Origin of the sequence: Pseudomonas alliivorans (genome assembly GCF_017826695.1) — a bacterium.
In the GTDB taxonomy this organism is placed as follows: Bacteria; Pseudomonadota; Gammaproteobacteria; order Pseudomonadales; family Pseudomonadaceae; genus Aquipseudomonas; species Aquipseudomonas alliivorans.
The window spans coordinates 276,660-288,647 of sequence record NZ_JAFFZW010000004.1 but is presented as its reverse complement, the minus strand read 5'-3'; the positions used below and the strand labels follow the sequence as shown (position 1 = coordinate 288,647).

Annotated in this window: 14 protein-coding genes; 7 read left to right on the top strand and 7 right to left on the bottom strand. The window is 60.9% G+C overall.

Translation table 11 applies throughout. The annotated features are described in order from the left end of the window. Positions 1-10 precede the first annotated feature (10 nt). Both JTJ32_RS13870 and JTJ32_RS13865 read left to right on the top strand, forming a co-directional pair. Positions 11-763, top strand: a complete 753-nt coding sequence (locus tag JTJ32_RS13870; RefSeq protein ID WP_210042376.1) for an SDR family NAD(P)-dependent oxidoreductase — start codon at positions 11-13, stop codon at positions 761-763. Between the two features lie 576 nt (positions 764-1,339). Then, positions 1,340-1,582, top strand: coding sequence for a DUF6124 family protein (locus tag JTJ32_RS13865; protein ID WP_210042375.1), 243 nt, complete (start codon positions 1,340-1,342; stop codon positions 1,580-1,582). 33 nt (positions 1,583-1,615) lie between these two features. Here JTJ32_RS13865 and JTJ32_RS13860 read toward each other — a convergent pair whose 3' ends face one another. The 4 genes from JTJ32_RS13860 to JTJ32_RS13845 all read right to left on the bottom strand — a co-directional run bounded on the left by JTJ32_RS13860 (position 1,616) and on the right by JTJ32_RS13845 (position 4,882). After that, positions 1,616-2,773, bottom strand: coding sequence for a phospholipase D-like domain-containing protein (locus tag JTJ32_RS13860; RefSeq protein ID WP_210042374.1), 1,158 nt, complete (start codon positions 2,771-2,773; stop codon positions 1,616-1,618). 1 nt (position 2,774) lies between these two features. Then, a complete protein-coding gene (locus JTJ32_RS13855) occupies positions 2,775-3,356 on the bottom strand; it encodes a YceI family protein (protein WP_184321097.1) in 582 nt (193 codons plus the stop codon). Positions 3,357-3,437: 81 nt separating this feature from the next. Further along, positions 3,438-3,779, bottom strand: a complete 342-nt coding sequence (locus JTJ32_RS13850; RefSeq protein WP_210042373.1) for an amidase — start codon at positions 3,777-3,779, stop codon at positions 3,438-3,440. Then, the gene (locus JTJ32_RS13845; protein ID WP_210042371.1) at positions 3,776-4,882 is read right to left on the bottom strand and encodes a serine hydrolase domain-containing protein; all 1,107 of its coding nucleotides are present in this window, start codon (positions 4,880-4,882) and stop codon (positions 3,776-3,778) included. Before JTJ32_RS13845 ends, JTJ32_RS13850 begins: the two co-directional genes overlap by 4 nt. Positions 4,883-5,173: 291 nt before the next feature. On the opposite strand from JTJ32_RS13845, the gene olsB reads away from it, so the two are divergent. After that, on the top strand, positions 5,174-5,929 hold the full coding sequence (gene olsB / locus JTJ32_RS13840; RefSeq protein WP_099226249.1) for an L-ornithine N(alpha)-acyltransferase: 756 nt from the start codon (positions 5,174-5,176) through the stop codon (positions 5,927-5,929). Continuing rightward, entirely contained in the window at positions 5,929-6,720 is a 792-nt protein-coding gene (locus tag JTJ32_RS13835; protein WP_184321103.1) for a lysophospholipid acyltransferase family protein, read from the top strand. The genes olsB and JTJ32_RS13835 overlap by 1 nt, the downstream gene beginning before the upstream one ends. Here JTJ32_RS13835 and JTJ32_RS13830 read toward each other — a convergent pair. Further along, the gene (locus tag JTJ32_RS13830; protein ID WP_210042370.1) at positions 6,678-7,277 is read right to left on the bottom strand and encodes an acyl carrier protein phosphodiesterase; all 600 of its coding nucleotides are present in this window, start codon (positions 7,275-7,277) and stop codon (positions 6,678-6,680) included. The genes JTJ32_RS13835 and JTJ32_RS13830 overlap by 43 nt on opposite strands. Positions 7,278-7,441: 164 nt before the next feature. Here JTJ32_RS13830 and JTJ32_RS13825 point away from each other — a divergent pair, with 164 nt between their 5' ends. Genes JTJ32_RS13825 through JTJ32_RS13815 form a run of 3 tightly spaced genes read left to right on the top strand, consistent with a single transcriptional unit; the run spans position 7,442 to position 10,023 of the window. Next, positions 7,442-7,756: an ArsR/SmtB family transcription factor gene (locus JTJ32_RS13825; protein WP_184321109.1), complete on the top strand. Its 315-nt coding sequence runs from the start codon at positions 7,442-7,444 to the stop codon at positions 7,754-7,756. Between the two features lie 28 nt (positions 7,757-7,784). Next, on the top strand, positions 7,785-8,951 hold the full coding sequence (locus JTJ32_RS13820) for an MFS transporter (RefSeq protein ID WP_210042369.1): 1,167 nt from the start codon (positions 7,785-7,787) through the stop codon (positions 8,949-8,951). 22 nt (positions 8,952-8,973) lie between these two features. Further along, complete coding sequence (locus JTJ32_RS13815; RefSeq protein ID WP_210042368.1) at positions 8,974-10,023, top strand: alkene reductase; 1,050 nt, start codon at positions 8,974-8,976, stop codon at positions 10,021-10,023. Between the two features lie 73 nt (positions 10,024-10,096). On the opposite strand, the gene JTJ32_RS13810 is transcribed toward JTJ32_RS13815, so the two are convergent. Together JTJ32_RS13810 and JTJ32_RS13805 are read right to left on the bottom strand one after the other, a co-directional pair. Beyond that, positions 10,097-10,888 (bottom strand): hypothetical protein, encoded by a 792-nt coding sequence (locus tag JTJ32_RS13810; protein WP_184321117.1) that lies wholly within the window; start codon positions 10,886-10,888, stop codon positions 10,097-10,099. A gap of 173 nt (positions 10,889-11,061) precedes the next feature. Continuing rightward, on the bottom strand, positions 11,062-11,913 hold the full coding sequence (locus JTJ32_RS13805) for an ATPase (protein WP_099226256.1): 852 nt from the start codon (positions 11,911-11,913) through the stop codon (positions 11,062-11,064). Positions 11,914-11,988 lie beyond the last annotated feature (75 nt).

Below are 11,988 nucleotides of genomic sequence, written 5' to 3'. Positions count from 1 at the left end.
GGAGAACACCATGACTCGCAAACTTGAAGGCAAAATCGCACTGGTGACTGGCGGCACGACCGGTATCGGTCTGGCCACCGCCAAACGCTTCGCTGAAGAGGGCGCATACGTCTACATCACTGGCCGTCGTCAGGCTGAACTGGACAACGCCGTCTCACGGGTTGGTAACGCCACCGGCGTCAAGGTTGACTCAACCAGGCTTGAGCAACTCGATGCGTTGTACCAGCAGATCGGTGAAGAAAAAGGTCGCATCGATGTGCTCTTCGCCAACGCCGGGGGCGGTTCGATGTTGCCATTGGGCGACATCACCGAAGCGCACTACTACGACACCTTCGACCGCAACGTCAAGGGCGTGCTGTTCACCGTTCAAAAAGCCTTGCCGCTGCTCGCCAAAGGCGCCTCGGTCATCCTCACGGGCTCGACGGCGGGCAGTTCGGGCACTGCGGCGTTCAGTGTGTACTCCGCCTCGAAGGCGGCCGTCAGGGCGTTCGCCCGTAGCTGGATTCTGGACTTGAAGGACCGCAACGTGCGTGTCAACACCCTTAGCCCCGGTGCGACCAAAACACCCGGTCTGGTAGAGCTGGCCGGTCAGGACGCTGCCCAGCAGCAAGGGCTGCTCGACTACCTGGCGTCGCAAGTGCCGATGGGCCGTGTCGGCGAGCCGGATGAGATTGCTGCAGCCGCCCTGTTTCTGGCTTCTGACGACGCCAGTTTCGTCAACGGCATTGAGCTGTTCGTCGACGGCGGTCAGGCGCAGATCTGACCGGGCGCGGGGACGGCGGCGCCCTCCGTCCCTGCCCCCCCCTCCAGCACACCCCCTCTGAAAGCATCAATTTCGTCGCCTTCGTACTGGCCGGGCGCAATCCGTTGTGCGGTGATGGGATGAGGCGGCATCGGAAACACGCGGCTGATCGTTGATCGCCCGAAACAACATTCGATACTTACCGGACGGCGTCTTGCCAACGCTGGAGACAAGCGCCTGACAGCTCCAAAGACAGGCCCTTCAACGTCATCCCTCTGCCCAATAGCAGGATGCCTCTCTATCCGTTGAGTGAAATTTCCGAGAGAATCCCAACCCCTTGCGCCTGCTTATTCCGGTCTCTAGGCTTCCCCGGTCGCTGCAAAATCAGCGATCGGGTTTGGTAGACCTGTCTTTGCTGGCGCAACGCGTCACCTCTGCGAGGGGAGTTTTTTCGTCTCGCTATTATGGTGGCCGTGCGCATGGCATCTTCGGATGCACCGGGTGCCAGCAGCCGGTCTACCAACTTGCACACGGCCGCCACCTTATCGTTTGGTAGCGATAACTGACGGCTCCTTCATCATCTGCTGGAGTTAATACATGCTACAAAAACTCATCCCCGATCCACCAAACGCCCTGTACACCATCAACCAATCCGTCACCCAGGAAGAAGCGCTCAACTACGCCTCGGACCTGTTGCGCTGCATCATCACCACCGCTTACGAGTCGGGCGACAATGCCGAGGGCACGAGCCGGGATCTGGTGTTTGCGGTGTTGCACATGGCGGAACTGGCCAAGGCCATGGTGGATCGCTCGCTCGACAGTATTGTCCAGCTGGCTTGATACGCACTCGGGGCCGTTGCTGGCCCCTTCCCTTCAGTTGCGCTGATCCAGCAGGTTGACCACCAGCCGGTCGATCCAGCCCCAGAGGCGCTGCTTGACGCGTCGCCACAGTGGCCGGGCTTTCCAGTCGGCCAGGGTGATTTCGGCACTCAGAGCGAAGTCTTTTTCGAAGCTGGCGACCACGTCTCTTGTCAGGGTTGGATCGAGGGCTTCGACGTTGGCTTCCAGGTTGAAGCGCAGGTTCCAGTGGTCGAAGTTGCACGAGCCGATGCTGACCCAGTCGTCGATCAAAACCATTTTCAAGTGCAGGAAGCACGGCTGGTATTCGAAGATTTTCACGCCAGCGCGCAACAGGCGCGGGTAATAACGATGGCCTGCGTAGCGCACGGACGGGTGATCAGTGCGTGGTCCGGTGAGCAGCAAACGCACATCGACGCCACGCGCTGCGGCTCTGCGCAGCGAGCGGCGGACTTTCCAAGTGGGCAGGAAGTACGGCGTCGCCAGCCAGATGCGTTTCTGGCCGGTGTTCAGGGCGCGCACCAGTGATTGCAGGATGTCGCGGTGCTGACGTGAGTCGGCGTAGGCCACGCGGCCCAGCCCTTCTCCGGAAACCGGAACGCTGGGCAGGTGCGTCAGGCCGAAGTTCTCTTTCGGTCGCCATGCGGTGCGGCGCGGGTTGACGTGAAACTGTCGGTTGAACAGCGCCTGCCAATCCATCACCAGCGGACCGGTGATTTCCACCATCACCTCGTGCCACTGGCTGACTTCCTTGTCCGGCTCCCAGAACTCATCGGTCACGCCGGTGCCGCCGACCACGGCCAAGGCCTTGTCCACCACCAGAATTTTGCGGTGGTCACGATAGAAATTACGCAGGCCGCGCCGCCAATGGATCGCGTTGTAGAAACGCAGGATCACACCGGCATCGGTCAGTTGTTTGCGCAGGCCTGCGTCGAAGGCTTTGGAGCCGAAGTCGTCGAACAGACAGCGCACGATGACACCGCGTCGGGCTGCGTCTACCAGTGCCCGCACCATCGCATCGGCACAGGCGCCCGCCTCGACCAGATACAGTTCCAGATCGACCTGCTGCTCGGCGCGGTCGATGGTAGCAATCATGCGCGGGAAGAACGCCGGACCGTCGATGAGCAGTTTGAACTGGTTGTTTTCACGCCACGGAAAGATCGCACTGCTCATATCAGCGCGCCGTGAAGATCAGGACGGCGCCGACGGGCACCGACAGGCTGATCGCCGACAGACTTGCGTGAGTGCGCAATGCGTTGAAATCCGGCACGAGATCGAAGTCCTGAGCGTGAACCACCAAAGGCTCAAGCGTCACGACCTGAAAGCGTCGATCATCCAGACGCGTGGCCAGTAATTCGGCGTTGTAGGTATGGGTCTTGCCACGCAGGCTGACTGACAGCGGCAGGCGCAACTCCAGCTGTGCGCCGGGCGCCAGGGCGTTGATGGGGCGCATGTCGAGCCGGGCGTTGATTCTGGCAGCGGGAAACTGGCGTGTCTGAAATACCTGATCACGCAGTTGCTCGTCACGCTGGGCGATGCCGGTGCTGACCGATTCCATCTCGACTTCAACCTCGGCCAGCCCCTTGTCATCAACCTTGCCGTGCAGCACCAGGAAGCGATGCACTTCGGCGATGTCGGTGTTTTTGGTGGAGGTGAACGACAGGCGTGATGACTCGTTATCCAGATACCAGCTGGCGTGGGCGGGAAGCGCCGCTGTGGCCAGAAGAACCAACAGCAGGCGAGGCAGGTTGAGCATGCAGACTCCGGGCGGGCAATTGAGGAGCACCTTATCCGCCTGTCAGACCGCTGGCAAACCGCTCCGTTCGTCCGGCGTCTGTTATGGCGATTTCGACAACAGACGACAACCTTCCAGCGGCCCTTGCCAGGCGGCGATGCTGACACGTCCAAGACCGCTGGCAATCACGCGTTTCTGCTGGGGGTCATCGATCAGCGTGCTGGGCACGTACTGTTTGATATAGGCCCGGCAATACGCCTCGGGGTTGTTCACCACGTAGCGGCACGAGCAGTATTCCTTGGCGGTATACGCGCTGATGATGGTCGGAAACGCTTGCAGGGCGACGCGGTACTGGAAGATGAGTACAGCCAGCGCCGCGAGCAACAGCAGCAGCAGCAGACTGGTGAACGGACGGCGCAGGATGAACGCTCGACGATTACTCATTGCCCGTTCTCCTTGCCGAACGCTGCCTGGATGCGTTTGAGCATCTGGTCGTGGTCATAGCTGCCGTCGCGGTCGTCGGCGTAGCGCACGATCACCAGCTTCTGGCTGGGGATGACGTAGAGCGCCTGGCCCCAATGGCCGAGCGCGGCGAAGGTGTCAGCGGGTGCGTCGGGCCAAGGGCCGCTGCCACCGTCGGCAGTGCGGTTGAGCCACCACTGCCCGCCCGGCACTTCGACCCTGGCCTGAATTTGCTCGCCGTTGAAGGGCGTCAGTACGAAGTCCATCCATGCCTTGTTGAGCAACGGTTTGTCCTGCCACTGCCCGCCACGCTGCATCAGCAGGCCGATGCGTGCCAGATCCCGGGCGGTCATGTAGGCGTAGGACGACCCCACGAAGGTACCGCTGGCATCGGTTTCCCAGACGGCGCTGCGAATGCCGAGCGGTTCGAACAGTGCGGTCCAGGGATAACTCGGGTAGGCCTCGGCACCGACCATGCCCTTCAAGGCGGCTGCCAGCACGGTGCTGTCGCCGCTGGAATACAGGTAGCGCGTGCCAGGTGTCGTAGCGGCCTTGTGGCCGGCGGTGAAGCGGGCCATGTCGTCGCGACCGCGGGTGTACAGCATCGCGACCACAGAGGAATTGAGCGGCGCGTATTCGTAATCTTCCTGCCAGTCCAGACCGGACGCCCAGTGCATCAGGTCTTGAACGGTGACGTCGGGATGAGCGCTGAAGGGCTTGTAGAACTTCGCCACCGGGTCTGTCAGTTGAAAGCGCCCTTCCCCGAATGCCACGCCCAGCACCGTTGCGAGGATGCTCTTGCTGGCCGACCAGGTCAGGTGCGGCGTTTCTGCGGTGGTCACTCCGGCGTAGCGCTCATAGACGATCTCGCCATTGCGGATCACCAGCAGCGCATCGGTGCGCACGCCCGTGCGGTTGACTTCGTCACGGGCCGGGAAGGCGTAGGTTTCCAGTGCATCGAGTGCGGCGCTGCGGGGGGTCGGTCGAGAAGACCATTGCTCGCCGGGCCAGGTTTCGGCCTGTGCATTCAATGCGTTTGCACCCAGGGCTATCAACAGAAACAAGCGAGCCAATCGAGACAGCATGACGAGTCCTCGCAAATTGATCCGGGCACCGTAGCAGGCGTTTATGACAGTCGTGCGGCGCAATGCGTGTTCGTGCTTCTGTTAAGCATTCGCACGCAGCCCGTGACGCTCTGCGTCACTTCAACGGCGGACGCGGAACGAGGGACGGATCACGCGCGTTGCGGCCGTCACACAACCATCACCAAAGCTTCATGGGCATGACACGCCATCTCCCTAGCCTGCAACCACAGCAAAGCGCTTGGACAATTCAGTCGACCGGCCATTTCGCAAGGCTGGCTCATGGAGATTCGTATGACCCAGATCGCACGCATTCGTGAAAACACTTCTGAACGCCGTCTTCAGGCCGAGCGCCTGATTGGAGCACGAGCCTTGCAGGAAGCACAGGCTTTGCGTTTCAGCGTGTTCAGTGAGGAGTTCAACGCCCGCCTCAACGGCGCAGAACAAGGTCTGGATATCGACGACTACGACGTGCATTGCTCGCACATCGGGGTACGTGACCTGAACACCGGGCGACTGGTGGCGACCACGCGCTTGCTCGATCACAAGGCGGCCACCACTCTGGGTCGCTTCTACAGCGAAGAGGAATTCAGTCTGCATGGGCTGGTTCATCTGCAGGGTCCGATTCTGGAGCTGGGCCGCACCTGTGTGGATCCGGCCTACCGCAACGGCGGCACCATCGCCGTGTTGTGGAGTGAGCTGGCCGAAGTGCTCAATGAGGGCGGCTACAGCTACCTGATGGGCTGCGCGAGTATCCCGATGCAGGACGGCGGCATTCAGGCCCACGCGATTATGCAGCGCCTGCGCGAACGCTACCTGTGCAACGAGCACCTGCGTGCCGAACCGAAGAACCCGCTGCCGGCCCTGGACATTCCGAGCAACGTGATCTGCGAGATGCCCCCGCTGCTCAAGGCTTACATGCGCCTGGGTGCGAAAATCTGCGGCGAGCCGTGCTGGGACGAAGACTTTCAGGTTGCCGATGTGTTCATCCTGCTCAAGCGCGACGATCTGTGCCCACGCTACGCCCGTCACTTCAAGGCGGCGGTGTGATGAGTCGGGTACGCGGCTATGCCCGCGTAGTCAGAGTGCTGTTGGTGGTTGCGTTGGGGCTGACGATTGCCGGGGCCTTTGCGGTACTGGAGCGCTTGAAGTTCGGCAGTTCCATGGAGCGTCGTCAGCGCTGGAGCCGCTGGTTCATGGCGCGTCTGAGCAATGCCCTGCCGTTTCGCGTCACCGTCACTGGCGAGCTGCCGCGTGAGCCGATGCTGTGGGTCAGCAATCATGTGTCATGGACTGACATTGCTCTGCTGGGCATGCTTGCCCCGCTGTCGTTTCTGTCCAAAGCCGAAGTGCGGACCTGGCCGGTTGCGGGCTGGCTGGCGCTGAAAGCCGGCACGCTGTTCATCCGTCGCGGTTCGGGTGACAGTCGCTTGATCCAGAAGCAGATGAGCCGCCATCTGCAACAGGGCAATGCGCTGCTGATCTTCCCGGAAGGCACCACCACTGATGGCAAGAGCCTGCGCACCTTCCATGGTCGCCTGTTGTCGAGCGCCATCGAAGCGGGCGTGGCGATTCAGCCGGTCGCGATTGCCTATTCACGTGACGGTAAGCCTGACCCGATTGCGCCGTTCATTGGGGATGATGACCTGCTGTCGCACTTGCGCCGCCTGTTCGCCAACGAGCAAAGCGATGTGCACATCCACCTGCTCGCACCCATCCAGACCGCCGATCAGGAACGCGCCGCTCTGGCCTACAAGGCACAACAGGCGGTTCAAATCGCGCTGTTCGGCGAAAGCGCTCAGCCGAGCGAAGTCACCTCGCGACCCGCCAAGGCAGCCTGAGCAAAGGCCTGCAATTGCGGATAGAACTCAGCGAAATCCGCACTCAGGGGTTGGTAAAGCGCCTGCAGTTCCTGCATGCCGCCTGCCAGCCCTTCCGGCCGTGACAGACGCCGGGAGATCCCGCTCAGCACCTGCTCCAATACGCCGAACTCCCGATACGAACCCAGCCAGTCCTGCGCCGCCATGCGCGGTGCGATCAGCGCCAGCCGTTCCGGCAATTGTGGCTCGGCAGCCAATACGCCGTAGACCTTGCGCGTGAAGCTCTCCAGCGGCAGATCCGCATAGCGATGCCAGTCACGCGCCAGGCAATGGTCGAAAAACACGTCAAGCATGATGCCCGCGTAGCGACGTCGCTGCGTCGGAAAGCGGGCGATGGACGCCTTGATCAACGGATGGTTGTCAGTGAATGCGTCGATGCTGCGATGCAACTGGATGGCCGCTTCAAGCTCCGCAGGGAAACGCCCCGGCAGCGGGCCTTTGACAAAGTCGCCGTACAGGCTGCCGAGCAATTGGGCGGGTCGATGACCGCCGAGATGGAGATGTGCCAGATAGTTCATAGTGGCAAGCGTACGCCGCTTTTCAGGCTCAGGTCCATATATCGATATAACCCGATATACCGATTTCTTCAACGCTCAGTCCAAAATCATATTTGTATATCGCGAAATACAGATATAAGGTTCGCCCTATCGCGATATATCGCTACACCGCCTGTGAGAACGACATGCCCATTGACCTCGACGACATCATCAAAGCACTGGCCCATCCGGTCCGCCGAGAGATTCTGACCTGGCTCAAGGATCCGCGCACCGCGTTTCCATCTCAGGAACACTCGATCGAGCACGGCGTCTGCGCCGGGCAGATCGATCAACGTGCCGGGCTTTCCCAGTCCACCGTTTCTGCGCATCTGGCGACCCTGCAACGGGCCGGTCTGATCAGCAGCAAGAAGGTCGGTCAGTGGCATTTCTTCAGGCGCAATGAAGAGACCATTCAGGCGTTCGTGCAGGCCTTGGTGCAAGAGCTGAACAATCCGGCCTGATCTATCCACTTTTCAAGGAGCCGCCCCCGTGCCTCTTTCGCTATTCATTCTGGCCTTGAGCGCCTTCGCCATCGGCACTACCGAGTTCGTCATCATGGGTCTGTTGCCCGATGTGGCTGCGGATCTGGGCGTGTCGATTCCCGGTGCCGGCTGGCTGGTGACCGGCTACGCGCTGGGCGTCGCCATCGGTGCACCGTTCATGGCGATGGCCACCGCCAAACTGCCCCGCAAGGCCGCGCTGGTCACGCTGATGGGCATTTTCATCATCGGCAATCTGCTCTGCGCACTGGCCAGCGACTATGACGTGCTGATGTTCGCACGCGTAGTGACGGCGCTGTGTCACGGTGCGTTCTTCGGTATCGGCTCGGTGGTCGCTGCAGGTCTGGTGCCCGCCAATCGCCGCGCCTCTGCCGTGGCCTTGATGTTCACCGGTCTGACGCTGGCCAATGTGCTGGGCGTGCCGCTGGGCACTGCGTTGGGTCAATACGCAGGCTGGCGTTCGACCTTCTGGGCAGTGACAGTTATCGGTGTGATTGCCTTGATCGGCCTGATCCGCTTTCTGCCCGCCAATCGCGACGAAGAGAAGCTCGACATGCGTGCCGAGCTGGCCGCTCTCAAGGGTGCCGGAATCTGGCTGTCGCTGACCATGACCGCATTGTTTTCGGCGTCGATGTTTACGCTGTTCACGTACGTGGCGCCGCTGCTGGGTGATGTGACCGGCGTCTCGCCTCAGGGTGTGACCTGGACACTGCTGCTGATCGGCCTGGGCCTGACCGTGGGCAATGTGATCGGCGGCAAGATGGCGGATCGCAAGGTGTCGTCGACGCTGATTGGCGTGTTCATTTCAATGGCCGTGATTTCCACTGCGCTGAGCTGGACCAGCGCTGCGCTGATTCCGACGGAAATCACTCTCTTCCTCTGGGCCGTTGCCGCCTTTGCCGCTGTGCCTGCGCTGCAGATCAACGTGGTGACCTTCGGCAAGGCCGCGCCCAATCTGGTCTCGACCCTGAACATCGGCGCATTCAACGTCGGCAACGCACTGGGTGCCTGGGTTGGCGGCAGTGTCATCGCCCACGGCCTGGGCCTGACCCGCGTGCCGTTGGCCGCCGCGGTCCTGGCAGTGCTCGCCCTGCTCATTACCCTGATTACTTTCCGTCAGACCGGCAATCCCGATCTGGCCCCGGCAACTCATTGATCACTGCAAGAGGATTCGACGCATGACGACTATCTTTGACCCGATCACCATTGGCGATCTGCAACTGCCAAACCGCATCATCATGGCGCCGCTGACACGCTGCCGCGCCGACGAAGGCCGCGTGCCCAACGCGTTGATGGCCGAATATTACGTGCAACGCGCATCGGCCGGCCTGATCATCAGCGAAGCCACATCCGTGACGCCGATGGGCGTAGGCTACCCCGATACGCCCGGTATCTGGTCCAACGACCAGGTGCGCGGCTGGAGCAATGTCACCAAGGCCGTGCACGGTGCGGGCGGGCGTATTGTCCTGCAACTGTGGCACGTAGGCCGTATCTCTCATCCGCTTTACCTGAACGGTGAAGCACCGGTCGCGCCGAGCGCCATCCAGCCTGAAGGCCATGTGAGTCTGGTGCGCCCCATCACGTCATTCCCGACGCCCCGCGCGCTGGAGCTGGCGGAAATCGGTGACATCGTCGACGCCTACCGTGTCGGCGCGGAAAACGCCAAAGCGGCAGGTTTTGACGGTGTGGAGATTCACGGTGCCAACGGTTACCTGCTCGACCAGTTCCTGCAGACCAGCACCAACCAGCGCACCGACCAGTACGGTGGTTCGCTGGAGAACCGTGCCCGCCTGCTGCTGGAAGTGACAGACGCTGCCATCGAAGTCTGGGGCGCTGGCCGTGTAGGCGTTCACCTTTCGCCTCGCGCTGACCTGCATGACATGGGCGACGATAATCTGGCCGAAACCTTCAGCTATGTCGCCAAAGAGCTGGGCAAGCGCGGTATCGCGTTCATCTGTGCACGTGAGCGTGACGCCAGCGACAGCCTCGGCCCACAGTTGAAGAAAGACTTCGGCGGCGTGTACATCGCCAACGAGAAGTTCACCAAGGACAGCGCCAATGCCTGGCTGGCAGAAGGCAAGGCCGACGCAGTGGCCTGGGGGGTGCCTTACATCGCCAACCCGGACCTGCCGGAGCGTCTGGCCAGTGATGCACCGCTGAATGAAGCGCACCCGGAGACCTTCTACGCCAAGGGCCCGGTGGGTTACATCGACTACCCGCGCTTGTAATCCGCGTATGGCAGCACAAGAACCCTGACGCACACGCGTCAGGGTTTTTTATTGCCTCGGGAAACCGATTCGATCACTTGGGAGCGACGGGCTCCGTGACACCAATCACATTGCCTTCTGCGTCAGTGACGGTGCCATCCGCATGCTTCCAGCGACCGTCGGGATAGTTGACCGAGCCATCTGCAAACACCCACGTACCATCCTTATGCAGAACGCTGCCATCGGGGTGTTCGGTGCTGCCATCAGCGTGCACCGTCGTGCCGTCGATATTCTGCACGGCGCCGTTGGGTCGGGTGACGGATTGGGTCTTGGTGTCGGCAACACTGCCGTCAGGGTAAGTGACGGTGCCGTCGGGATTAAAAACGCTGTTGAGTGGATGAATGAGTTGCAGCACGCCCGTCGCGGTATTGACGATGCTTAGCAGTTTATCCAGTCGCGACGGTGGTGTCGGATCGGCAGGCATCTTCATTTCAACAGGAGGTTTTTCGGATGCCTTCACAGGCGGTTTTACAGGAAGCGGCTTGACCTTGGTGTTGACCGGAGGCTTTACCGGGGGCACCTTGCCGTCCTGGTCTCCCGAAATCCTGATCGGCGGTTTTGAAGGCGGCACTTTATCTTTATCGCCACCCCCTACTTTGACAGGAGGCTTCTTGCCTGCCTTGTCCACAACACCTTTGATCGGCGGCTTTTTAACAGTCTTTGCAAGCGGCATGAATCCAGCCGCATGGAGAACCTGCTCATCCTGCACGTTGGCCTCTTCGGCTTGATCGTGTACCGCAGAAGCCGTCAGAGGCTCGATATCACGTTCAGTGGTATCGCCATCAATGTTCGTTGTTTTCGGATGCATCGGGTTGATTCCTTTCATGAGTGAAACTCCGTTCTTGAACAATGACGCAAGCGTAAGCCGTCCCTACATCGGCCGTGATATAGGTAGTTATGTGTCGGGAAATTTCTGCGAGAGCCGACCGGCACCCGCTCTACTCATGCTGAAACCTGCCCGCCACCCGCAAGCATGGCGGGTAGCGGGCTTTGCAGGCCTCAACGACGGGCGTTGAGTTGCTGCGACAGGTTTTGAATCTGGCTGGTCAGGGTATTGATGTTGCGCGTCACCTGAGCACGAAAGGCATCGAACTCGGCGGTATTGCCCGCAGCCGCAGGGGCCGGGCGATTTTCCTGCTCGCTCTTGAGCACGATCAGATCCTGTTCGAGCCGCTCGACGGCGGCGGAAGGATTGCCCTGTTTCTTCAAGGTCGCGACATCAGCGGCCAGGCTCTTGAGCTGAGTGTCCAGCTTGCCTTGATCGGCCTGGGCGGTTTTCAAGTCAGGCAAGGCCGCCTTCAATGCGGTCAGCTCGGTGACCACGCCCTTCAGCTGTTCCTGCAACTGAGCGCTCTCGGCCTGCTGCTGCGTGGTTTGCGCGGCCATCTGTTCCAGCCGTTTGTCGAGGCTGCTTTGCTGGCCCTCAACGCCTTCACGCTGCTTGTCCTGGTCTTCCAGTTGCGCTTCCAGCAACTTGATCCGTTGCTTGAGCGCCTCGCCGTCGCTGGAAAGAGACTCCGTCGCCACGACCTTGCCGGAAATATCCTGCAGGCGTCCCGCCGCTTCCTCACTGATGCGCGCAAAGCTCTCCTGCGTCGCGACCAGTTGCTGCTCCATCAGCGAAACCTGCTGAAAGCTCCACCAGCCCAGACCGCAAAAAGCGATGAACAATGCCCCGACCAACGCCCAGAGCGGGCCGGTGCTCGGCCCTTTGACCTTGACCACTGGCGTGGTGCGCGAGTAGACCGTCGTGCGCTCGCGTGCCCCTTTTTCCGGCACGAAATCATCATCGTCGTCCTTGGCACTGAGGCTTGGGACGTCATCGATGTCGTCATATGGATCGTTACGCATGAGCAACCCTTCAAGAAGCTGTTGAAACCAAAGCTGACGAGTATACCAATGGCACCTGATGATATTTCAATGTGC